General features: G+C 57.9%; 22 protein-coding genes and 1 pseudogene. 8 read left to right on the forward strand and 15 right to left on the reverse strand.

What is annotated here, in order from left to right; translation table 11 throughout:
• The 4 genes from BJQ17_RS05235 to BJQ17_RS05250 form a co-directional block, all read left to right on the forward strand.
• On the forward strand, positions 1–603 hold a 603-nt coding region (locus BJQ17_RS05235; RefSeq protein ID WP_139139752.1), incomplete at its 5' end, for a cytochrome c.
• 13 nt (positions 604–616) lie between these two features.
• Entirely contained in the window at positions 617–1,825 is a 1,209-nt protein-coding gene (locus BJQ17_RS05240) for an XdhC family protein (RefSeq protein WP_031689751.1), read from the forward strand.
• Between the two features lie 28 nt (positions 1,826–1,853).
• On the forward strand, positions 1,854–2,192 hold the full coding sequence (locus BJQ17_RS05245) for a putative quinol monooxygenase (RefSeq protein ID WP_004574290.1): 339 nt from the start codon (positions 1,854–1,856) through the stop codon (positions 2,190–2,192).
• Positions 2,189–3,157, forward strand: a complete 969-nt coding sequence (locus BJQ17_RS05250) for a GTP 3',8-cyclase MoaA (protein WP_070095675.1) — start codon at positions 2,189–2,191, stop codon at positions 3,155–3,157. Before BJQ17_RS05245 ends, BJQ17_RS05250 begins: the two co-directional genes overlap by 4 nt.
• Here the strand turns inward: BJQ17_RS05250 and BJQ17_RS05255 are convergent.
• The 10 genes from BJQ17_RS05255 to BJQ17_RS05295 all read right to left on the reverse strand — a co-directional run bounded on the left by BJQ17_RS05255 (position 3,135) and on the right by BJQ17_RS05295 (position 13,359).
• Positions 3,135–3,734, reverse strand: a complete 600-nt coding sequence (locus BJQ17_RS05255; protein WP_070095676.1) for an NTP transferase domain-containing protein — start codon at positions 3,732–3,734, stop codon at positions 3,135–3,137. The genes BJQ17_RS05250 and BJQ17_RS05255 overlap by 23 nt on opposite strands.
• Positions 3,735–3,906: 172 nt before the next feature.
• Positions 3,907–4,887 (reverse strand): IS5 family transposase, encoded by a 981-nt coding sequence (locus BJQ17_RS05260; RefSeq protein ID WP_070095677.1) that lies wholly within the window; start codon positions 4,885–4,887, stop codon positions 3,907–3,909.
• Positions 4,888–5,213: 326 nt separating this feature from the next.
• On the reverse strand, positions 5,214–5,519 hold the full coding sequence (locus tag BJQ17_RS05265; RefSeq protein ID WP_010953420.1) for a helix-turn-helix transcriptional regulator: 306 nt from the start codon (positions 5,517–5,519) through the stop codon (positions 5,214–5,216).
• 138 nt (positions 5,520–5,657) lie between these two features.
• Positions 5,658–6,641: an LLM class oxidoreductase gene (locus BJQ17_RS05270; protein WP_070095678.1), complete on the reverse strand. Its 984-nt coding sequence runs from the start codon at positions 6,639–6,641 to the stop codon at positions 5,658–5,660.
• Between the two features lie 66 nt (positions 6,642–6,707).
• Positions 6,708–7,832 carry an alkene reductase gene (locus tag BJQ17_RS05275; RefSeq protein ID WP_070095679.1) on the reverse strand — a complete coding sequence of 375 codons (1,125 nt, stop codon included), beginning with the start codon at positions 7,830–7,832 and terminating at the stop codon, positions 6,708–6,710.
• 63 nt (positions 7,833–7,895) lie between these two features.
• Positions 7,896–9,395 (reverse strand): aldehyde dehydrogenase family protein, encoded by a 1,500-nt coding sequence (locus BJQ17_RS05280; protein ID WP_070095680.1) that lies wholly within the window; start codon positions 9,393–9,395, stop codon positions 7,896–7,898.
• Positions 9,396–9,654: 259 nt separating this feature from the next.
• Positions 9,655–11,046, reverse strand: a complete 1,392-nt coding sequence (locus tag BJQ17_RS05285; protein ID WP_070095681.1) for an NAD-dependent succinate-semialdehyde dehydrogenase — start codon at positions 11,044–11,046, stop codon at positions 9,655–9,657.
• A gap of 92 nt (positions 11,047–11,138) precedes the next feature.
• Positions 11,139–11,432 carry a DUF1330 domain-containing protein gene (locus BJQ17_RS29690; protein ID WP_083285012.1) on the reverse strand — a complete coding sequence of 98 codons (294 nt, stop codon included), beginning with the start codon at positions 11,430–11,432 and terminating at the stop codon, positions 11,139–11,141.
• Positions 11,404–12,120 carry a type 1 glutamine amidotransferase domain-containing protein gene (locus tag BJQ17_RS05290; protein WP_070095682.1) on the reverse strand — a complete coding sequence of 239 codons (717 nt, stop codon included), beginning with the start codon at positions 12,118–12,120 and terminating at the stop codon, positions 11,404–11,406. Before BJQ17_RS05290 ends, BJQ17_RS29690 begins: the two co-directional genes overlap by 29 nt.
• A gap of 81 nt (positions 12,121–12,201) precedes the next feature.
• Positions 12,202–13,359: an iron-containing alcohol dehydrogenase gene (locus tag BJQ17_RS05295; RefSeq protein ID WP_070095683.1), complete on the reverse strand. Its 1,158-nt coding sequence runs from the start codon at positions 13,357–13,359 to the stop codon at positions 12,202–12,204.
• Between the two features lie 326 nt (positions 13,360–13,685).
• On the opposite strand from BJQ17_RS05295, the gene BJQ17_RS31580 reads away from it, so the two are divergent.
• Positions 13,686–13,979, forward strand: coding sequence for a hypothetical protein (locus BJQ17_RS31580; protein WP_175442710.1), 294 nt, complete (start codon positions 13,686–13,688; stop codon positions 13,977–13,979).
• A gap of 154 nt (positions 13,980–14,133) precedes the next feature.
• Here the strand turns inward: BJQ17_RS31580 and BJQ17_RS05300 are convergent.
• The 5 genes and pseudogenes from BJQ17_RS05300 to BJQ17_RS32020 form a co-directional block, all read right to left on the reverse strand.
• Positions 14,134–14,979, reverse strand: a pseudogene (locus tag BJQ17_RS05300) (ABC transporter permease); the annotation flags it as partial.
• Positions 14,979–16,181, reverse strand: coding sequence for an ABC transporter permease (locus BJQ17_RS05305; RefSeq protein WP_070095748.1), 1,203 nt, complete (start codon positions 16,179–16,181; stop codon positions 14,979–14,981). The pseudogene BJQ17_RS05300 and the gene BJQ17_RS05305, both read right to left, overlap by 1 nt.
• On the reverse strand, positions 16,181–16,867 hold the full coding sequence (locus tag BJQ17_RS05310) for an ABC transporter ATP-binding protein (protein WP_070095684.1): 687 nt from the start codon (positions 16,865–16,867) through the stop codon (positions 16,181–16,183). The genes BJQ17_RS05305 and BJQ17_RS05310 overlap by 1 nt, the downstream gene beginning before the upstream one ends.
• The gene (locus tag BJQ17_RS32015) at positions 16,864–17,493 is read right to left on the reverse strand and encodes an efflux RND transporter periplasmic adaptor subunit (RefSeq protein ID WP_307571157.1); all 630 of its coding nucleotides are present in this window, start codon (positions 17,491–17,493) and stop codon (positions 16,864–16,866) included. Before BJQ17_RS32015 ends, BJQ17_RS05310 begins: the two co-directional genes overlap by 4 nt.
• A 6-nt stretch (positions 17,494–17,499) precedes the next feature.
• Positions 17,500–17,808, reverse strand: a complete 309-nt coding sequence (locus tag BJQ17_RS32020; protein ID WP_230064405.1) for a biotin/lipoyl-binding protein — start codon at positions 17,806–17,808, stop codon at positions 17,500–17,502.
• 746 nt (positions 17,809–18,554) lie between these two features.
• On the opposite strand from BJQ17_RS32020, the gene BJQ17_RS05320 reads away from it, so the two are divergent.
• The 3 genes from BJQ17_RS05320 to BJQ17_RS05330 all read left to right on the forward strand — a co-directional run bounded on the left by BJQ17_RS05320 (position 18,555) and on the right by BJQ17_RS05330 (position 23,157).
• Complete coding sequence (locus tag BJQ17_RS05320; protein ID WP_070095685.1) at positions 18,555–20,135, forward strand: sensor domain-containing diguanylate cyclase; 1,581 nt, start codon at positions 18,555–18,557, stop codon at positions 20,133–20,135.
• A 131-nt stretch (positions 20,136–20,266) separates the two neighbouring features.
• Entirely contained in the window at positions 20,267–21,397 is a 1,131-nt protein-coding gene (locus BJQ17_RS05325; RefSeq protein WP_139139753.1) for a response regulator, read from the forward strand.
• 62 nt (positions 21,398–21,459) lie between these two features.
• The gene (locus tag BJQ17_RS05330) at positions 21,460–23,157 is read left to right on the forward strand and encodes a bifunctional diguanylate cyclase/phosphodiesterase (RefSeq protein ID WP_070095686.1); all 1,698 of its coding nucleotides are present in this window, start codon (positions 21,460–21,462) and stop codon (positions 23,155–23,157) included.
• Positions 23,158–23,162 lie beyond the last annotated feature (5 nt).

The following is a 23,162-nucleotide window of genomic DNA, read 5'->3' on the forward strand; positions in this document are numbered from 1 at the left end:
AATCTGATCCAGGGTTGGAACGCCTACAACATCAGTGCCGACCCCGTGCACGGCATTGGTGCCTGGCCCACGGACGTGCTAGCTGGCTATTTGAAGGATGGCGCAGCGCCAGGCCTGGGTTTGTCTTCAGGGCCCATGGCGGAGGTGGTGGAAAACAGCTTGCGCCACCTGACTGACGCTGACCGTCAGGCGATTGCAGTGTTCCTCAAGGACTCGCCACCGCGCAGTGAAGGCGTGCCTCGCCCGCAGCAGGTCACGCTTGCAGAACCGGGCAGCGGCAGTGCACTCGGCAACAAGCTGTTCGCCGAAGCCTGCGCCAGTTGCCACCGCTGGGACGGCACGGGCAACCAGAGCCAGACGGCCATGCTGCTGGGCTTGAAGACGGTCAACGATCCGGCCGCCAGCAACTTGCTCGGCATTCTGTTGAGTGGCCACGGCGCCGCCGACGCCCCAGTGAATCGGCGAATGCCATCGTTCGGCAACATTTATACCGATCAAGAGTTGGCCGCGTTGAGCAGCTTTATGTTGCAGCGTTTCGGCGAGAGTGGTGCGCAGGTTTCGGTGCCGGCTGTGGCTAAGCGCCGGACCGAGTCCCTGCATTGAGCGGAGGTTCTGCATGTCGGGCCTGAACACATTGCTGGATGCGCTCCTGGCCGAGCGCGAGGCTGGCCGCGAAGCGGTGCTTGCGACTGTAGTCAAGGTCGAAGGTTCGGCGTATCGGCGGCCCGGTGCGCGCATGCTGGTGTCGCGCTTCGGCCGGCCCGAGGGCACCATCAGTGGCGGCTGCCTGGAGGCGGAAGTGGCGAAAAAGGCTTGGTGGCTGACCGAAGCCGGGCCGGCGCTGCGCAGCTACAGCACCGCAGAGGCGGATGACGCCAGCGAGGAAGCGCTGAGCTTCGGCCTGGGCTGTAACGGCAAGGTTCACGTGCTGTTCGAGCGCCTGCCGGCCGGCCCTTGCGCCTTGGTCGATGCTTTGCTCAGCGTGCGCGACCGCCAGCAGCCTGCGGCCATCGCCACGGTAATCGCCAGCTCGGGCGCGGCTGCGCCACGCTTAGGCGAGCGTTTGTGCTTGATGCCTGGGCAGGAGGCCGCGGGCGAGTTGCTGCGCTCGGTGCTGGTTGAGCAAATCAGCGCCGACCTGCAGCAGACCTTGCTGCGCGGCAAGTCATCCCGTGGTCTCTACCCGAATGGTCTCGGCGAAGTGGAAGTGCTTCTGGAGTACCTGCCGCCGGTCCGGCGTCTGGTGATCTTCGGCGCGGGCCATGATGCCCAGCCGCTGGTGCGCATGGCCAAGCTGTTGGGTTGGCATGTGACGGTGATCGACGGCCGGGCGCACTTTGCCCGGGCCGAGCGTTTTGCCGAGGCTGACCAGGTGCTGGTCGGCGATGTTGAGCAGCCTTTCGATTACCACGAGCTGGTGCGCGGGGCTGCGGTGGCGGTGATGACCCACAGCCTGGTGCAAGACGCGCATTGGCTACAGGGTGTGTTGCACAGTGAACCCTGCTATGTCGGTCAGTTGGGGCCGCGTGAGCGCACCGAGCGCTTGTTGGCCGGCATCCACGAACAATTGGCTAAACCGCAGGACGAGCTGCCGGGGCTGGAATGTTTGCATTATCCGATCGGCCTGGACCTTGGTGGCGACACCCCGGAAAGCGTGGCCATGGCGGTGCTGGCGGAAATTCAGGCAGTGCTCAACGGCCGCAATGGCGGCAGCCTGCGCTTCAGATCTGCGAGCATCCATGACAGCGACCCTGTGCTGATGGCTGGCCGGGATCAAACGGATGTTGCGGCAGAAGGTTGTCGGCTGGTGGCCGTGCAGCGTTAACAATTTATCAACCGAGGAACCCATCAGTATGAGTCAAGCCATACGCGTTGTAGCGATACTGACAGCCAAGGCAGGCAAAGAGTCGCAGGTCGAGCAGATTCTGCGCGCCTGTGTGCAGCCATCGCGCGCCGAAGACGGCTGCCTGTCTTACGTCCTGAATCGCTGTATTGAACAGGCCGGGCGTTTTGTCTTCGTCGAGCGCTGGGCCAGCCATGAGGCGATAGCGCGCCATCGGCAGATGCCACATTACACGGCCATGGCCAATGCCTTGGGCGAGCTGCTAAGCGATCGTCAGGTTTATGTGCTTGAAGCGCTGGCGGAGGACATCGAACCCGCCATTGATCCACGTACGGGCGTTGTCGGGTGATAGTTGATCGACATGGTCGGCGTTTTCGCAAACTTCGTCTGAGCCTGACTGCCGCATGCAATTACGCCTGCACCTACTGTGTGGCCGATGGCCGTCGCTTGGTGGCCGCACGCGATGAGCTGACGGCCGCGTCGCTGCTGCGTGCCGTCGAGTTGCTCAGGGATGTTGCAGGGGTTGAGGAACTGCGCATTACCGGCGGCGAGCCGCTGCTGAGTGACCGGCTGGAGCCCTTTCTGCAGGGCATAGGTAAGCTGGCGTTGCAGGACATTAGCCTGACCACCAATGGCCAGTTGCTGGCCGGCAAACTGCCGTTATTGCGCAGCGCCGGCATCCAGCGGCTCAATGTGTCCCTCGATACGCTCGACCCGAGTGCCTTCCGCACGATCGCCAAGGGCGGCGACCTGCAGACGGTGCTCAACGGCATTGAGCAGGCGCGCCGAGCCGGCATGAGCATCAAGATCAACATGGTGCCGATGCGTGGTAGCAACCTCGATCAAGTTTTGCCCATGTTGGCGTTCTGCCTTCAGCAGGGCTACGAATTGCGTTTTATCGAACTTATGCGCATGGGCCATCTGGCCCAGCATGCAGAGGCTTTTCGTACCCAGTTCGTCGGCCAGCGCGAGCTGCTGGAGCTTATCGGCGAGCGTTATGCCTTCACCCAGGCTGAGGCGCCGGTAGACTCCACCGCGCTGCGTTATAGCGTTGGCGAGCGCGGGGCGTTCGGCATCATTGCCAACGAAAGCGCGCCCTTTTGCCGGAGCTGCAGCCGTCTGCGCCTGTCGTCTACCGGCAGGTTATACGGATGCCTGTCATCCAATCGCGGGCACTTTATGGGCACGCTGTTGGATCTGCCGACTGAGCAGGCACAGCCGCAGCTGACCGCGTTGCTCGGCCGTGCGCTGGCGGACAAGCAGGACGCTACGTTTACCGGCAGCGCGCTGATTATGAAATCGGTGGGTGGCTGAGGTCGTCCGGCCTGTCGACGTCCCGCAGAATGCCGTGGTCATCGAGCGTCACGGCAATCACCTGTTGCGCATGGCTGGCGATCAAGCCCTTGGCCCCATTCTCGCCTTGCAGTTGCATCAGCTCCGGCCAGAAGCGCCGGCCGAACAACACCGGGTGGCCGCGCTGGCCCTCGCAGTAAGCCACGACGATATGTTCAGCGTCTGCCTGCGCTCGCAGTTGCCGCAGGGTGGCGGCAGAAATCCACGGCATATCTCCAAGCAGCACCGCCACCGCAGTGGCCTGCGAGTGTGCCAGGCTCTGGATGCCGGCAGCCAGGCTTGAGCCAATGCCCTGTTTGGCGTGGGCCGCACGTACCAGCTGAACGCCAGGCGGAATAGCCAGGGCCTGGGCATCGTCCTCGGCTTTTAGCACGACTCGAACATCGCTGAAGGCTTCTTGCGTGCGCAGCACTGTTGCGCGTAGCAGGCTGTTGCCGTCGGCCAGCTTGGCGCAGCGTTTGTCGCTGCCGAAGCGCTGCCCGGTGCCGGCGGCGAGTACCAGGCCGATACACTCAGGGTTGTGGCGCGGTTCTGTCATGTTGAAATTCTATGCTGCCCCCTAAGGATGGTCTGAAGTAGCCCTGCATTTCCGGTCGACTTCAGCCTCCGCCGATTTTGAAGCGCGGCAAACTGATCAAAAACGATCAGATCACCCGCTTATTCCTGTGTTTTTAGCCGCCGCGGGCACCGCGTTGCGGCCATTTCCCACATTACAGGTGCACCTCTCCTGCATTCGTCAGCAAATGCCGGCGCGCCATCCACAGGTTCGACAGCGCAAACAATGTCACCAGCTGCGCCGTGTTCTTCGCCAGGCCACGGAAGCGTGTCTTCACATAACCGAACTGGCGCTTGATCACCCGGAACGGGTGCTCAACCTTGGCGCGCACCTGGGCCTTGGCCTTCTCGATCTTGCGCTTGGCTTTGTACAGCGCGCTGCGCTTACTCAGCTTCTTGTACGTACTGCGGCGGGCCGCGATCTGCCAGATCACCTCCCGGCCTTCATGTTCCGGGCGCTTCTCGACGCCGGTGTAACCCGCGTCGGCACCCACCATGTTTTCCTCTCCGTGCAGCAGTTTGTCGACCAGGGTAACGTCTGCAACGTTGGCTGCCGTCCCCACCACGCTGTGCACCAGGCCGGACTCGGCATCGGCGCCGATGTGCGCCTTCATGCCGAAGTAATACTGGTTTCCCTTCTTCGTCTGGTGCATTTCCGGGTCGCGCTTGCCGTCCTGATTCTTGGTCGAACTCGGCGCATGGATCAGCGTGGCATCGACGATGGTGCCCTGGCGCAGCGACAGCCCCCGGTCGCCCAGGTAACCATTGATCACCGCCAAAATCCCAGCCGCCAACTCTTGCTTCTCCAGCAGGCGACGGAAATTGAGGATGGTGGTTTCATCGGGAATGCGCTCCAGGCTCAGCTCGGCAAACTGGCGCAGGATGGTGGTCTCGTAGAGCGCTTCTTCCATCGCCGGATCGCTGTAGCCGAACCAGTTCTGCATCAGATGTACGCGCAGCATCGCCATCAGCGGATACGCCGGACGGCCACCTTCACCCTTGGGGTAGTGCGGCTCGATCAGGGCAATCAAACCCTTCCACGGCACCACCTGATCCATCTCGATCAGGAACAACTCCTTGCGGGTCTGCTTGCGCTTGCCGGCGTACTCGGCGTCGGCGAAGGTCATTTGCTTCATCGGGAAACTCGGGCAACGGGATCGGCGTATTTCACCAGATTCAGGAAGTCTTTTTCAGACCATCCCTAAAGAAGGTTGGCCGTAGAAGAGCACTTGAAGGGCTTCGCGTCCCTCTCTGGAGTGTGCTCTCTTTTGCGTATACAGCCCCTGGTTTCAGCGTTGTCAAGTGGCAGTTTTGCTATAGGAGCGTTTTTTCCGCGCACCGCATCACTGGTAATGCTGTTCGATCACTCGAAGCTTCGGATGATCTGATCGTTATTTGGTCAGATTGCTGTTTTTGACATCGGCAAAGACTGAAATCAGTCAGAAATACAAGGGTTGCAGCCCTAGATTCTTTCTTGCAGCGCCTTGAAGAAGGCATCGATATTCCCATCGTGGCGTTTGTAGTAGGTCCAGGGGCCGATCCGCTGCGATGTCACCAATTGCGCGCGCTGTAGAGCTGCGAGATAAAGCGATGTCGTTGACTGCGAGAGGCCCGTGCGCTCTTGGATGATACTGACGCACACACCTACCGTTTCTGGGTCGACCTCCTGCTCAGGAAAGACTGTCCTGGGATCCTTGAGCCAATTGAGGATGGCAAGGCGCATCGGGTTCGCCAATGCTTTCAGGGCTTCGTTGACGTCAATAGTCATGAATTTTTTAATACCTGTTTTTTACGATATCTAGATATCTTCCTGGTTCGCGCATCAAATTGGAAGGCTTCGCCGTGATCTCTGCGCGCCTGCCCGTGGCAATGACTGGCTGGTCTGGACTGGAATCCTATTGTCCTGTCAGGTAGAACTATCGGGCACCTGTGCGCCGAATTGCGGGACGATATGCTTGCCAATTTCCTCGATAACCTCGGCTGCGGGGCGTTTACCATACTTGAGGTTCAGGATGACGTGATCTACACCGATTTCCTGAAGTGTATCCAGCAAGGTCCGAAGGTGGTTACGTCCTAGTCGGAATCCTAGATGGATATGCGAGGGCGGCGTGGATGGGTGTTCGTCCAGGTTGATATAAAGCGATTGCAAGAACGGCTTGTAGATAGTGCCACACTGTTTAACTATTTCCTGTCTCCAATCCTCCACGATCAGTCGCTGTATTTTTGGCGGACGTGGATAGTTGATCCATCCATGGCTTTCACGTGCGATCCAATCGAGCGGCTGGCGGCTGTGTCCGGTTACGAATAGCGGTATTTCCCGAGTCGTAGGTTTGGGAACGAGGTCGGCCCCCAGTAACTCGCCGTGACTCCAGCGAATGGGCTCGAAGTGTGTTCGATGGGCTTGGCGTATCACATTGAAGTTTTCTTGAAAGGTCTCGCCACGCTTTTCTGGATCAATGCTGAATGCGGGAAACTCCACGGGACGATCGCCAGAGGCTACTCCCAGGAGCAAGCGACCTCCGCTCAACTGATCAATGCTCGCTGCGGCCTTTGCCGTGTGCAAGGGATTACGCAAAGTAAGGGCGATGGAGGCGGTACCTAGTGCGATTTTTGTTGTATGGGCTGCCATGTAGCCCAGATACACCCAAGGGTCGAAAACCTGGCCGACATCGCCGAAGCTTGGGTCCCTGAGTGGGACGTCGCGAAACCAGAGCGCCGAAAAACCAAGTGCCTCTGCACGTTTGGCCAGCGCGACCTGATCTAGCATGCTCGGTGTATCACCTTCGAAAGCCTCTAGGGGAAAGAACAGCCCAAGGCTTAGATGACCCTGCCTGAAGGTTCGTTTGAATCCCCTATGCTCTTGGTAGGGGATCGTGCTCGGTTGGTACATGTTTAACTTCCTCGGTCAGCAAACGCTGAGCCACGCCCCTGAGTTATGGGGCGTGGCATTGAGCGTTTAGGATTTGTAAATCGGGTAGTCGGTGTAGCCCTTATCGGTACCGCCGTACATGCTGCTTGGATCAAGTGGGTTAAGCGGCCAGTTGTTGGCGATACGAGCGGGCAGGTCGGGGTTCGCAATGAAGGGGCGACCAAAAGCGATCAGGTCGCCCCAGCCAGCTTTTATCACGCGATTTCCTCGTTCAGCGGTGTACTTGCCGGCATAGAGAATCTTGCCGCTGAAGGTCTTACGAACATCTTCCCGGAACGTCTCAGGCAGCTCGGGTGCGTTTTCCCAATCGGCTTCGGCGAGCGACAGGTAGGCAATGCCCACTTCCTCGAGGATCTTCACTGCCTCGATGTAGGTTTGGTGAGGATCTTCTTCGACCAGGCCAAGGTATACGCGGTCTTCGTCTGTGGTCGCGAACAGCGGGGCGAAGCGAACGCCCATGCGCTCCTTGCCGACGACACCAGCAACGGCGAGGGTGATTTCGCGCAGGAAGCGAAGACGGTTCTGCAGCGAACCGCCATATTCATCATCACGCTGGTTGGCATGGGCCGAAATGAACTGGTTTACCAGGTACCCGTTCGCGCAGTGAAGCTCCACCCCGTCAAAACCTGCGTCTAAAGCATTTCGGGCTGCTTGGGCGTAGAGCTCAACCAGTTCCTTTACCTCCTTGGTGGACAGGGCTCGTGGGGTCGATGGGTCGGCCAGTGCACCCGTGCCGGGGCCAGTTTCGATGAACACCTTGACGTTGTCCGCGCGGATGGATGATGGCGCGACGGGCGCTTCACCACCGGGTTGCAGCGATGTGTGCGACACGCGGCCTACATGCCAAAGTTGAGCAAAGATCACCCCCCCTTCGGCGTGAACAGCGTCGGTGACCTTACGCCAGCCTTGTATCTGTTCTGGGCTATGAATGCCGGGTGTCCAGGCATAACCCTGTCCTCGGGGTTCGATCTGTGTGCCCTCGGTCACCATGAAGCCAGCACCGCTGCGCTGACGGTAATATGTGGCCATTAGGTCGTTCGCAATATTGCCGGGTTGGGAGCTGCGCGAACGCGTCAGTGGCGGCAGAACGATACGGTTCTTGAGGGTGTACGGGCCCAGCTGAGTGGTTTTGAAAAGTTCTGATTGTGTCATTTCGTTTACCTGCATATCTAAAATATTCGATGCTATAAGTCAAAAAAACATGGATTAACGAGGTCAGAAGAGCCCGAGCGGTGCTTCGTTGAGGCTGACGTAGATATTCTTCTTCTGGCTGTAGGCTTCCAGCATTGACTTGTGAGTTTCCCGTCCTAGGCCAGATTTCTTATAGCCACCAAAGGGGGCATGGGCAGGGATCTCATGGTAGGTATTTACCCACATACGTCCGGTTTCCACCGCGCGTGCCACACGTAACGCCCGGTTGATGTCTTGGGTCCAGACTGCACCCGCTAGGCCGTACTCGGAGTCGTTGGCCATGGCGATGACCTCCGCTTCATCCTTGAAAGGAATGACGCACAGAACAGGGCCGAAAATTTCCTCGTAGGCGACGCGCATATCGTTGCGAACACCGACCAGAATCGTTGGCTGGATGAAGAAGCCGGCATCGTAATCGGCACCTGTAAGACGACCGCCGCCGATCAGTACCTCGGCACCTTCCTGTTTGGCGATATCAACGTAGCCGAGGATCCGTTCCATCTGGGTCTTGCTGACCTGTGCGCCCATCATGGTGTCTGGGTTCAATGGGTCGCCCACACGCACAGCTTCGAACTTATGCTTGAGCTCAGCCAGGAATCGCTCGTAGATGGACTCGTGAACGAACAGCCGTGCGCCGGATTCGCAGACTTGGCCTTGGTTCCACAGGATGGCGAGGGCTGCGCCTTCCACGGCCTTATCCCAGTTCGCATCGGGGAAAACGATGTTGGCCGACTTGCCGCCCAGTTCAAGGGTGGCAGGAATGATTTTCTTCGCTGCCGCATTGGCGACGAGTTCGCCGACACGCGTCGAGCCAGTGAAGGCAAGCTTGCGCAGGTCTGGATGATCCAGTAACGCCTGGCCAACTGAGGTGCCTAAGCCTGTGACGATGTTGACCACGCCGGCCGGAAGTACCTTGGCGAAGATCTTCGCCAGTTCAAGGATGGTTACCGGGGTCAGCTCAGAAGGTTTGATGACTACGGTGTTACCCGCCGCGATGGCTGGAGCGATCTTCCAGGCGGCCATAAGAAGCGGGAAGTTCCACGGAATCACTTGGCCCACGACGCCGAGGGGTTCACTGAGAGCGATGCTGAGTGTTTGCTCATCCAGCATGACCGCCTCATCCGACTGGCTGCGGATTGCGCCGGCGAAGTAGCGGAAGTGATCAATCGCCAGTGGGATGTCGACGGAGCGACTTTCACGAATGGGTTTGCCTACATCAAGGGTTTCCAGAACGGCGAACCGATCGGCATCGGCTTCCAGCAGGTCGGCGATCTTCAGCAACGCATTGGCGCGTTCCGCTGGCGAGGTGGTATGCCAGGTCACGAAGGCGCGTTTTGCGGCCTGCACCGCGCGGTCGACGTCGGCAGCTGTGGCGTTTGGGATGTTGGTGAGAATTTTTCCGTTGGCGGGGTTGATAATGTTGAGGGTTTCACCGTTTTCGGCGGCCACCCACTGGTTGTCGATAAACAGGCCGTAGCTGTGGTCGGGAAGGTAGCTCGGATGGGTATCACTGGAATTTTGCATGGGTTACCTCCTGAGGTGAGTGCGATGGGTTTGGTTGAGATTATTTTAGATATTGGCATATGTCAATATGTAGTTGTGTATTCGTGCAGACATTCCTATCGTCGTATCTTTTCAGCCTGCTTCTGGATCGGCGTGGAGCGCGCTGTGCTGCGCGCCAGGCTTGGCTACGTAGTCCAGCCCCCCCCGATCTCTTCATCAACGAGGGGGGGCTGCTGCATAAAAGCACTGAGGCCTGTTTGCGTTTAGGTGAAGATGTAAGTCAGAACGGCGCGTCGATATCCATGACGTTAATCAGCTTGTGGTTGACGAATTCCTTGATTCCCAAACCAATCAGCTCGCGACCGTAACCAGATCTTTTGATTCCGCCGAAAGGTAGGTCGGCTTTCGATGACGTTGGGTGATTGACGAACACCATGCCTGTCTCGATGCGCTTAGCAACCTCAACACCATGCTGGGCGTCTGCGGTGAATACCGAACCACCGAGCCCGAACGGAGAGTCGTTGGCGATAGCTATCGCGTCTTCTTCGTCTTTAGCTCGTAGGATCATCGAGACTGGACCGAAGAACTCCCAGTAGTAGGCAGGGTTATCAGGCGTCAGGTTGGTCAGAATGGTCGGTTGAACAAATGCACCCTTGCTTGGTACCTTGGGCCCAACCTCGGTGGCCGTAGCGCCGTAGTTGACTGCTTCACGAATCTTCGCGCGGATTTCGTCGGCGGCAGTTTGAGATGACAGGGGAGCTAGATTTGTTTCCGGATCGAACGGGTCGCCGGCCTTCAGTTGTGCTACACCTTCGGCATAAAGGCGCAGGAACTCGTCGTAGACTTCTTCCACTACAATCATGCGTTTGGATGATATGCACACCTGTCCAGCATTCCAGTGACGGCCTACAACAGCCCACTTCACGGTCTTTTTCAGTTCAGCGTCGCGCAGAACTATGAAGGCATCTGCCCCCCCCAGTTCCAATGTAGATTTCTTCAGTGCCTTGCCAGCCTGGGAGGCGATGATGGCACCTGCGCCTTCGGAACCGGTCAGTGCCACCCCGTGTACTCGAGAGTCGTTGAGGATTGTCTCGATTTGCTGGCGAGTTGCGTACATGTTGCTGAATGCGCCAGCAGGTAGACCAGCATCAAGCAGTAGTTGTTCGAAAGCTTCGGCACATTGCGGTACGTTTGAAGCATGTTTGAGCAGCACGGTATTACCCGCTGCCAATTGCGGTGCGAGAATTCGAGCAATTTGATAGTAAGGAAAGTTCCATGGTTCAATGGCCAGGATAGTGCCCAACGGCTCATGGACCAAGATTGCTTGACCCTCGGCTGGGTCGGCTACCGGCAGCTTCTGCGGAGTTAACAAAGCTTCTGCATGTTTAACGTAATACTCAAAGATACTTGCTGAAATTTCTACTTCACCTAATGCTTCGGCAGTGATCTTGCCCATTTCCAGTGTTAGCAACCGGGCATAGTCGTTTGCTCGCGCGCGCAGCAGGTCGGCAGCTCGCTGAAGGACGGCCCCACGCTCTGCGATTGAGCAATTCTTCCAGACAAGAAATGCGTTGTGAGACGCCTCAAGAGCCTGTTCAATCTGAATATCTGTTGCATCTGGAAAACTTTTTAGAACTTCACCTGTATAGGGATTAACGGATGCGTATGCCATGCTGTTTCTCCAGTAATTTTAAGTAAATTTGATTTGTTAATGAGGCTGGTAAGTAGACAGAGCCTAAACTGCGGGAATTTCTGGTGCATTTACTAATAATTGATGCCATCAGTCAGGAATACTCGGTAAACCGCACCTTTAAGACGATGTTGCAGTGCCACTTGGTAGGCGGGGCTGGAGTACCACTCTCGAGCTGCTGCTATGTCCGGAAATTGAAGAATGACTGCGCCTTCAATCGGTCCGCCTTCGAGCACCTCCAGTTGGCCGTAGAAGGCCAATGGTGTGAGGTTCCGACCCTGGCGTGCTGCCGGTGCTTTACGGGCATAGAGTTTCAACTCAGCCTCGTCTGTGGTGTGTTCACGTGTGAAGACTACGTAGGCGGACATTGACGTAGTCTTGGGCCAACAGTTTGAGCAGCGAGTGAGCCGTAGCTTCAGAGGAAGCTGGGTTCTGGCCAGTTACGAGCAACCCATCGACTTCGACATGAACGCTCCAGTCAGCACCCTTGGTATAGCGCCCACCATTTGCCTTGAGCATATCCTCTACCAGGAAAGGTACGATTTGAGTTAGACCCACCGCAGCCTCCTCGCTATTGCTGAAACCGGTTACTGTCTTGCCTGCAACCAGAGGTTTGCCATCTACACTCTTGACATGGCGCAAAACTGCTGGTGCGTGACAAACCGCTCCGACAGGTTTGCCGGATTGGATTGATTGCTCGATCAGAGAGATAGAAAAGGTGTTCTCCGCAAGATCCCACAGTGGACCATGGCCGCCAGGGTAGAACACAGCATCAAACTCGGAACTGATCACGTCGCTCAGTTTCTCGGTGTTGGCCAGCACGTGAGTGGCGACTGAATCGGTCTGAAAGCGACGGGTGGCGTCTGTCTGGAAGTCGGGCTCATTGCTCTTTGGGTCGATGGGGGGTTGACCGCCTTTCGGCGATGCTAGGGTCACTTGCACGCCAGCGTCGATGAAGGCGTAGTAAGGCGCGGCAAGCTCTTCGAGCCAGAAACCGGTCTTCTCGCCAGTGTCACCAAGCTGGTCGTGGGAAGTCAGAACGAGGAGAATCTTCATGTCGTATACCTTGCAGTTGTGCGTGCTTGTGTATGTTTTGTAATGCGCTGCCTGTGTGGATAAGCAGTGCTGGAAGTTGGCTTATAGGCTCGCTTCAAGCACACGGCGGCTGACGTCTAAGCTGACGTTGTTGTGTTCGCCGAGCGCGGTGAGGTGGTGTGTGTCGAGCTGGTTTATTAGCGCATCTATAGCGTCAGTGCCGAGCTTGTAGGCGGATAAGTGCGTCGGTAAGCCCAGGCTCTCGAAGAACATGCGGGTCTGTTGTATGGCCATGTCAATCCGTTGTTCTTCGTCCCCTTGGCTGATCTGCCAAACCCGCTCGGCGTACTGCAGCAGCTTCGCGCGCTTGGCTTCACGACGAATCTCTAGGTTCGCAGGAAGTACGATGGCCAGGGTCCGTGCGTGATCGATGCCGTACAGCGCGGTGAGCTCATGGCCGATCATGTGGGTGGACCAGTCCTGTGGTACGCCCGCTCCGATCAGGCCATTGAGCGCCAAAGTGGCCGTCCACATGAGGTTGGCACGCGTGCTGTAGTCCGCGGACTCTTTCAGTACAAGGGGGCCAATTTCGATCAGCGTTTGTAAAAGACCTTCGGCAAAACGATCTTGCACGCGGGCATCGATTGGGTAGGTAAGGTACTGCTCCATGACATGCACGAACGCATCTACCACGCCGTTTGCGAGTTGGCGGGCAGGGAGGGTCTGGGTCTTAGTAGGATCAAGAATCGAGAATTGCGGGAACACGTGAGGGCTGCGAAACGGCAACTTGTCTTGTGTCGCTCGGCGAGTTACCACTCCGCCGTTGTTCATTTCTGAGCCAGTTGCGGGCAGAGTTAGTACGGTACCGAATGGCAAGGCTTGCCGAATACTTGCGCCCCGCGTTTCAAGGATGTCCCAAGCATCACCGTCGTAGCCAACAGCGGCGGAAACGAACTTAGTGCCATCGATGACCGAGCCTCCACCAACGGCTAGTAGAAAGTCCAAGCGATGGAGGCGAACCGTATCAACGGCCCTGATTAGCGTTTCGTAGCTGGGGTTCGGCTCTATACCCCCGAACTCCTGCACCTCCCGGAAACCTAATGCCTCTCGGACTTCGTGGAGCGTCCCGCTCGCACGAGCGCTTTGGCCACCATAGAGCAGCAGAATGCGGGCTTCAGTCGGAATCAGCTCATCCAGCCGGGCAATAGTTTGGTTACCGAAGATAATTCGCGTGGGGTTGTAGAGGTCAAAATTGAGCATAGATTTCTCTACTCCTTAAAAGTAGACCAGTCGTATAGTTTTCGGTGGAATTTTTATGGCAGAAGCTCGTCGGCGTGCATTACGAACCAAATAGCTGGAGATTGGTTAGAGCTTGCTTCTAAAGGCAACCAAGTTGGTGTGGCATTCGCCTGTAGTCCTGGCCCCGAGCCAAAGGCGTTGCCGCCAAGCAGCGTAAGCTCCGCGCGATGTCGAGGGTTGTTGCTAGGCACTGATGATAGGGCATCGGGAGTCATAGGTTTACCGTATCAAAAAAATAGACCGGTCGTCTACTTTCGGTTGTGGATAATCTATACAAGGCTGTTTCGATGGTTGCTAATGAAGCAGCAACAGAAGCTTCATTGGCAGCGCATCGACTGATGCAGCCAAGCGTTACCACGCGGACTTCGCTTTGTAGCAGAAGGATCTGCCTGAGACACAGAGCCTCAAGGTTGCTCTTATCTGCAGCTTTGCCCGAGGGTAACAAAGACGGACTGTTTGGCGAGGATGAGTTCGAGGCGGAAGGTCTGGCTCAAAGTGCGCGGAATTTTCTGGACGCCGCGATCATGGATTACAATTCACTTTTATCGAAGAACAACGGGCTTGCGGTCACGACGCAATGAGCACTGGGCAAGCTGGCGGTGTGTTTTTCAAGCGTTATCTCAGGCCGGCTTGATGTTGGAGAAGCCTAGGAAAGAAAAAAGCAGCCCACCAGCCTGAGACAGCACTCGGCTGTTTCAGGCTGATTTTCTCGGTTTGCGGAAATTGTTTGCTCTGCGAAATGCCCCCCAAGGCACCGATGGCCGGTCTCAGTGTGCGGAGAACGCGGTTGAAGCTGCGCAGCATGTCGTCCTGGGTAGTCAGGCTGAAGTCCTCCACGCTGTGTCGTTCGCGGAGCACCTCGCGAATCTGCCGGCTCAATGCCCGTGAAGTAGTGCCTGCGCCGAATACCACATGGGCCTTGACCACCCCGGTGCGGTTGAACAGGCTTTGCGCCCAGTCCACCGGGATGTAGGCGATATCGTCGAGGTTGAAACCGAGCAGCTGGCCTTTCTCCGCCATCACGCCGATCACCCGGAAACGCACGCCGCCGACACGGATCAGCTCACCCAGCGGGTTGCGCGTCCCGAACAGTTCGGTACGCAACTGATGGCCGAGCACCACATAGAGCGGCGAACGGCCGTCACGCGCCGGCGGCAGGAACTCGCCCAGGCTCAGTTTCATGCGCCAGGCCTGCGCCATCTGATGGCCGCCACCGAGAATGTCGCTGCGCCGGCTCAGTTGACCGAACTGGATATTCCTGCTGCCCTGAATGATCGGCACCGCCGCCTCGACATGCGACAAGCGCCGCAGAGCGTCGGTGTCACGGATGGTCAGTGGCCGCACGCTGCCGAGCAGGCCGCCGAGGCCGCTGGTCTGGGGCTTGCCCGGGCGCACGGTGATGATCCGCGTACCAAACTGCGAGAAGTTCTCCAGCGCATAGCCGCGTACGCCTTCGCCTATGGCTGTGAGCAGCGCCACGGCGGCTATGCCGATCGCTACCCCGAGCAGGGTCAGCAGGCTGCGCAGCGGGGGGCAGGTCAGCGCCGAGCTGGTCAGCCGGAATCCATCTTGCCAGCGCATCAGTGCGCCCCCGGCGGGCGTAGCGCCGCCACCGGCTCCAGCGCCGAAGCTCGAGCGGCCGGCAGCCAGGCGAACAGCAGCGCCGTGCCGAGTGCCAGCAGCACTGCGCCAGCACGCGCCCACCAGGGGGCATAGAGCGGTAGATCGAACGCCAGGCGCCCCAGCCAGAGCAAGGTTTCGGCCAGCAGCAGCCCTGCCAGCGCCCCTGTCAGGGCCAACAGCGCCGCCTCGCCGAGGAACAGCAGTCGCAGCTGCGCCGCCGTCACGCCTATGGCTTTGAGCAGGCCGATCTCGGCGCTGCGCTGGCTGACTGCAATCCAGGTCACGTTCATGATCAGGATGCCAAGGCTGATCGCGGCTATGCCGGCTACCGCCAGGGTCAGCACCGCGAGTATCTGGTCGAAGGCGCTGAGCAGGCTGTCCTGGCTGACCAGGGTGACGTCCCCCTCACCTTCGTGGCGCTCCTTGAGCGCGGCGAGTATCAGCTGCTGGCTACGGTTGAGAAAGCTGGGACTATGTACCTCGACAAACACCCGCGACAACACCTCGCTATTGAACAAGGCCTGGGCACTGGCCACCGGGATGATCAACATCTCGGCGAAATCCACTCCCAGCGACTCGCCCCGCTCATCGAGGATACCGACCACCCGGAAGCGCCGGTCGCCGGCGCGCAACCATTCACCCAGGGCCGGGCGAGCCCCGAACAGCTCGCGCCGGAGTTTGCCGCCTATCACGCAGACGGCTTCGGCCTTCCCAGGGTCCAGCGTCGGCAGGGGCTGGCCCTGGACGATCGTCAGTTGGCGAATGGTGAAGAAGTCCCGAGTTGTGCCAAGGGGCAGCACCTCACGATTGCGGTTGCCGACTATCACCTCCATCTGCCCGGCCTGCTGCGGCGCGACCCGGCGGATGCCCAGTAACTGGGTGATGGCCTGAACATCCTGCAAGGTCAACTCGTGCGGCGTCAGCCCGGTGAGCGGTGGCATTCGCCCGGTGGTTTCCTTGCGCCCCGGGAAAACGATCAGGATGTCACGCCCAAGCAGCGAGAACTCGTTCAGGACGAAGGCCCGCGCCCCTGCGCCAAGACCGGTGAACAGATTGACCGCGACAACCCCGATAGCGATGGCCAGCAGTAGCATCAGGCTGCGCGAGCGATGCCCGCGCAAGGCACCTAGCCAGAAGCCCAGGGCATCGGCAGCGTGCATCAGGTCGGCGCCCACTGCGGCGCAATACTGTGGATCCGCCCATCACGCATGTGTCGCTGGCGCTGTGCGCGGGCGCCCAGGTTGGAATCGTGGGGCACCACTATCAGGGTCAGGCCCTCGCCGTTGAGCTCCTCCAGCAGGCTGAGGACTTCTGCACCGGCCTGGCTATCGAGATTGCCGGTGGGCTCATCGGCCAATAGCAGCGCCGGTTGCATGACCATCGCTCGGGCTATCGCGACGCGTTGGCGCTGGCCACCGGACAGCTCGGCCGGGCGGTGGGCAATGCGCTCGCCCAGCCCCAGGCGTGCCACCAACTGGCTGCTGCGCTTGCGCCGTTGTGCGGCACCGATGCCAGCGAGGACCATCGGCAGCTCGATGTTTTCCAGCACCGTCAGCCGCGCGATCAGGTGGTAGGGCTGGAACACGAAACCTATCAGTCGGCTGCGCAACTGGGCGCGGCGCGCCTCGCTCAGCGCCGCCGAGGCCTCGCCCTGCAGCCAGTATTCGCCGGCGCTCGGCGCATCGAGCAAGCCGAGGATGTTGAGCAGGGTCGACTTGCCCGAGCCCGACGGTCCCATTACTGCCATGTAGTCGCCGGCGGCGATGTCCAGATCCAGACCATCCAGCCCCATCACCTGCTGTTCGCCCAGCTGGAAGCTGCGGCTACTGCCGCGCAGGCGGATCATTTCTCGGCCTCCTCGGCATCCACCGGAATCACCGCCACGGTATCTTTGAGACCTTCTTGCTCGTGGCTGGCGACAATACGTGCGTCCTCGTCCAGCCCCGCCAGCACCTCGGTCCAGCCCCAGTTGCTCAGCCCGGTTTGCACCTGCACCTCGCGCAATACCCGGGCGCTCGGGTCATATCGCAGCACGCGCTGCCCCTCCAGCAGGGTATCGGTGGGGATGCGCAAGGCTGCCGCGTGCTGCTCCAGTAGGATATCGACATCGGCGCTATAGCCGGTGAGCAGGGCCAGGTCTGCTGGCGGTTGGTCGAAGCGCACCTCGACATCGACGGTGCGCGCCTGCTTCTCCAGTTCGCGAACATAGGGCGCGATGCGGCTGACGCGCCCGGTGAAATGCTGATCACGGAAGGCATCCAGGCTGATCCGTACGGCGGTGTCGGGGTGAACCCGGGCACCGTCCACCTCATCGATTGGTGCCTCTACATACGGGCAGCTGTCGTCTATCAGGTCGACTGCCGGCGGCGTGGGAATACCTGGCGGCGAAGGGGTGACGAACTCGCCGAGTTCGCCGTTGATTTCTGCGACGATGCCCGCGAATGGCGCACGCAGTGGCGTCTGTTCCAGCAGTGAACGCTACAACTGCAGGCTGGCGTCGGCCTCGCGGATCAGCACGGCACTGGCACTGCACATCAACTTCGCCAGTTTGGCCTTGGTCGCGGCCTGATCGAGGCGATCGGCGGCAATCAACTTGCGGTCGGCCAACTGGCCCAGGCGATCAAGGTCACGCCGGTAGAGGAGAGCTTGCTGGCAGCGCTGTTCGCGGGTGTTGCGCTGGGCTTCCAGCCGCGCCTCTGCCTCCTGCAGCCTGGCCTGTTGCTTGGTTTGCCGCAGGCGCATGAGCACCTCACCCGGCTGGACCCGCTGGCCCTCGCTGACAAGCAACTCGGCAACCTGGCCGCCGACACTGAAGGACAGGTGCGAGCGTCGACAGGACTTCAGCGTACCGCGCGCGTATTGGCCACCACCGTCTCCACCGGTCCCCGCTCGACCTCCAGCCGCCCAACACCACGAGACAAGCCAGGATCGACGAGCCAACCAATAATTTGCGCATGGACTACACCTCCTCCCATATGGCTTGAGCCTAGATCAGGAGGGTGAAAGGTCCATGCGAACGTCATTTATCCGTCGATTCTCGGATTAGCGTCAGATAAATGGTGTTCAAGGTTTTTGCGAGAATGGCTTTGGTTCGGGCATTAAAAAGCCGGCTTTTGGTTAGCTTTTTATTCACATAACTTTATGAAAATAAACATTTTTCAGATTCTGTTAGGTGCTGAAATCCCCCAGTTGATCCCCCATTTTTTCATCTTTTTTGCCCGGCATTTGCGCGGCTTTTTCGGTCGGCGGGCATTAGAAAATTTCGCCTGGGGCTGCCTGCGCGGATTTTTGCGCTCAGTGCAGTGACGTCATCTATTGGTGTGCTCACTCCCGTAGGGTCAGCCACCGAGATTTTTTGTTCCGCAGTAAACCCGCCGAGGGTTATCCCTTGGTCACGGGCGCTCAAGCATGAGAAAATCGTTGAAATCCTGGTGTTGCAGGATTGCCAAGGGGCTAGAGACGCTTGGGGTCATCTTCCTCTTTTGATTGCTGCGATTTCGCCAAAGTTGAATTTCATACCTCCGGAACGCCAAATGCCTTCCCAGCCAAAACCTAGATTGAACTTGCGCATCGTTTTGCTTGTGTTTGCGATGTTCAGTGCCGTTGCCACGCTCGCCAACACATTTTGGGTAATGTTCAACATTCAAAAGCAAGAGCTTGTTGAACGCGCGCTGGATGGCAACCGTGCTTACGCTACGCGTATCGCCGACGCTCTAGAGGGGGTGTTGAGTTCTGACCTTGACCGCCTGAAATATAGTTCGACGGTTGTTTCGACGACGTTCTCCAATCGACAACTACTGGCTGTCGAGGCCCGGCGGCTGCTGGAACAAGACAACAGTTTCAATTCCGTGCTAGTCACCGACGCTGCAGGAATCATCGTGGCATCCGCACCAGAAGGGTTGCAGTTGAACGGCAAGTCTTTGCAAGGCCGTGAGCCCCTCGAACGACGAAGTGCAATGATCAGTAACGCATTTCAATCGATCACTGGCAATTTGGTGGTTTTTGTATCGCATCCGGTCTTCGATGCCAATGGGCAGTATCTTGGCCTGGTAGGGGGAACCATCAGACTGGAACAGCAGAATAGGCTTCGAGCACTGATGGATCTCAACCGTCGACAAAACGGAGCCTATGTCTTTCTCGTGGACAATCAGCGGCGCGTGCTTTATCACCCTGATGCTCAGCAAATAGGTCGGGTGCTAGGTCCTGATCGGATTGTTGATGCTGCACTGGGCCAGGCGACTGGCTCTCTCAAGGCGCTCGACGGGGATGGAAAAGAGATGCTTGCAGGTTACGCAGGTATACCGAGTAGTCATTGGGGCATTATTTCGCAGCAGCCAATGGCCGTTGTCCAGGATGCATTGAGTGTTAGCGCGTTGAAGGTGGCTAAAGGGATCGTGCCACTGGGCATGCTGGGTTTGTTACTGATCTGGTGGTCTGGGACGAGAATCTCCAGGCCGCTGTCCCGGCTGGCGGACAGTGCCAAGCACCTGGACGTACCTGAAAGCTACGAACGCATCAGTACAATCCCTGTCGACTATGTGGAAAGCTGGCAGTTACGTCGGGCACTTTTATTGAGCACCACGCTATTGCAGGAAAAGATCGGAAAACTCAATCGCCAGGCTCAGTGTGACCCACTCACGGGATTGGCCAATCGTCGGGCCATGCAGGAAACGCTCACGGTTTGGTTGTCCACAAAGATGACCATCGCTGTGATTTCCTTGGACATTGATCATTTCAAGCGTGTTAACGACACCTTTGGTCATGGCGTCGGTGACGAGACGCTGCGTGCTGTGGCTGGGCTGATGAAGCAGAACTCCCGGCCAACCGACCTGCTTTGCCGGGTTGGTGGGGAAGAATTCGTATTGCTGCTACCCGAAAGCTCCGTTGCTACTGCGGCAGAGATCGCAGAGCGTTTGCGCTTGTTGATCGCATCGACCGCTCTGGAGACTGTCGGGCACATTACTGTTTCGCTGGGGGTAGCGCTTTGGCGATCCGGCGGTTCGATGGACGAAGTGTTCGAGAGGGCGGATCAACTGCTTTATCGTGCAAAGCAACTAGGGCGTAACCAGGTGGTGGCAGAGCGACCAGGCACGGTTATCAAAGCCGTGAGCTGAGACATCCTTCACCAAGGCGTGCTATACCCTATGCATCCGCAGCCTGGGTGCCGTCGCGTATCAACGTTAGCGGATTATGATCGGGGGCATCAGTGCAACCGGCTCAGCCTTCGTCAATGGAGTGATCAGTATTGTCGATACGCATCATGGTGGTGGACGATGATCCGTGGATGTCTGAGCTTATTCGCCAGATGATCCAGTCATCTCGACCTGCGGCCGAGGTCGAGTGTTTTTCCTGCGTTGAAACTGCGCTGGCTGCTTGGCGCAGTGGGCTTTATCAGCTGGTGCTGTCGGACTGGAATCTTCCCGACGGCGCAGGCGTAGATTTGCTTCGTACTATTCGCATGTCTGATTCAGAAATACCTTTGGTGGTCATAACTGGGCGCTCTGACCGGCAGAGCGTTTTGGAAGTAAGGCAGTTGGGTATCAGTGCCTACATCACCAAACCTTTTGATATTCCAGCCGTCATGGCAAAGATCAATGGACTATTGCCAGAGGACGAGCCGGCTCCTGCGGCGCCTGCCCTCAGTGATAGCCTGGAGACTTATCTGGGGCAGTTGTCTGCCTCTGATCTGGACCTGCCACTGTTTTCCAGTGTGAAGGAAAGCCTTCAGCAGGCGTTCAGTGGCGTTGCGACGGATTTTCGCGAGCTTGCTATTCACTGGCAAAACGAACCGGCGCTGTGCGCTTACCTCATTTCGGCCGCGAACAGCGCCACTTATGGGGGAGGGTTGCACCCCTGTGAGGGCTTGGCGCAAGCATTGACGCGCCTTGGCGGGCGAACCGCACTTAACTTGGCGATAGCAATGGCATTGCGTCAGTCATCGGTGATTGAAGATCCGCTTGTTGGATTATGGTTACACGAGCAGTTTGTGGCCTCGGAGCGTTTGGCTGAGCGAGTTGTATCACTCGCCAGGCAATGCGCCTTGGATCCGGGGCCACTGCACGCCGCTGCTTTGTTGCACCGGATCGGCGAATTGTGTGTCTTGTATCAGGTGGATCTTTGGGCTGGGCGCGGACATGCGGTTGATGACGGGATGTTATCGGTGGCACTTGCCAGGTACGGGCGGGCCTTTGCGCTTGCGCTGAAGGCGCGTTGGGCGCTGCCGATGTCGATGCGTGAATTGATTGGCGCTGTTTACGCGTTGCCGAAGTCTCACGTGCACCGTGATCAGGTCATCATGCGCTTGGGGGCGGCGATCGAACACGATGAGTCCGTGGAAACGGTCGCACGTCTGAAAGCTTTGGCGGGGCTTGCCTGACTGCGCATTTCGCAGTTGATCGTCTAGGGTGACGCTGAGAAATGGACTTCCAGGAGTCAGAAATGTTTGATCTGGCAGAGCAGATGAACCCCGTAATCCTGATCGTTGATGATCAATCAAGCGATCTTGAAATTCTTCAAGATTCTATCAGCAGCCTCGGTGAGGTCCATGTTGCCCATGACGGCCGTGAAGCGCTGCAGGTGGCGGGGCAATGTCGCCCAGATCTAATTCTGATCGACATCGAGTTACCCGACATGAATGGCTTTGAACTGTGCCGGGCGATCAAGACCGACCCGAAGCTCTGTGATGCTGCCATTTTGTTCGTCAGCTCCCATACCCATTGTGACAACCAAGTGCGCGCCTTGGAGTTCGGAGGCGTAGGTTTTATTCAAAAGCCCATCAATGTCCCTGTGGTAAAGGCCCATGTGCGTGCACACCTGAATCTGCGCAGCGAAGCCAAGCGATTGGCCTATTACGATGCGCTTACGGGTTTGCCTAACCGTCAACTGTTCACCAACCGCTCGTACCAAGCGATCCAGCAGGCCAAGAGCAACGGCGGTAAGGTCGCGTTGTTACTGTTGGATCTGGATCATTTCAAGAGCATCAATGACTCACAGGGGCATTCAGTTGGAGATGCCATTCTCAAGTGCGTCGCCGAGCGCTTGAGCAGCAGCTTCCGTCCCATGGACACGGTGAGCCGGCAGGGAGGCGACGAGTTCGTGATTTTGCTGCCGCAGGTCACTCGGCTAGAAGCTATCGGTGATTTGAGCGAACAGTTCTTGAAGACGCTTGCGTCCCCCATGCAAATTGGCGAAAGGCGTTACAGCATCACGGCAAGCATTGGCGTCAGCATTTACCCCGAGGACAGTACCGATCTGGAGGCGCTATACAGCCATGCAGATGCGGCTATGTACCAGGCAAAGCGTGAGGGTAGGAACCGTTCCCGTTTTTTTTCCAGGACATTGGAAACCATCGCACGTGCTAGGCATATCCTCGAACAACATATGCGCAGCGCTTTGGAAGAGGGGTTCTTCGAGGTTTTCTACCAGCCCAAGATGGATGCACAGACCGGATGCATGCGCGGCATGGAGGCGTTGATTCGCTGTCGGCAGTCCGACGGTACATTGGTCTCACCTGCTGAGTTCATTCCAGTCGCAGAGGAAACTGGGTTAATTGTTCCGTTGGGGCGTCAAGTGTTGGCGCAGTCGTGTGCAGACGCATGCACACTGTTGCATTCAGGTTTTCAAGTTCCTGTCAGCGTTAATATTTCCGCTGTTCAATTCCGTGAAGATAATTTCTTCGACATGGTACGTGGGGAGCTCGAGGATTCAGATCTTCCTGCACACATGCTTGAGTTGGAAATCACCGAGGGAGTATTGGCAGACAATGTTTCCAAAGCACGGGAGGTGCTTGAGGCACTGAAAAACTTGGGTGTGCGGGTCGCGATCGATGATTTTGGCACTGGGTACTCCAGTCTTAGTTATCTCAAGCAACTGCCTATCGATGTGCTGAAAATCGACAAGAGTTTCGTGCAACACATGCTCGACGACCACAGTGATGCCGCCATCATTGAGGCCATCGTGCGCATGGGCCAGGCATTGGAGTTGGAGTTGATTGCCGAAGGAGTGGAAAACCAAGAGCAGGCAAACAAACTCATGGCATTAGGTTGCAGGTTCATGCAAGGGTATCACTACGCCCGACCAGTGCCCTTTGTGCAGCTGCGACAGATGTTGAAGTGCGGCAAGCTGAAACTCGTTTAGGGCAA

The sequence above is a fragment of the Pseudomonas sp. NBRC 111139 genome, assembly GCF_001753955.1.
Taxonomy (GTDB): domain Bacteria; phylum Pseudomonadota; class Gammaproteobacteria; order Pseudomonadales; family Pseudomonadaceae; genus Aquipseudomonas; species Aquipseudomonas alloputida.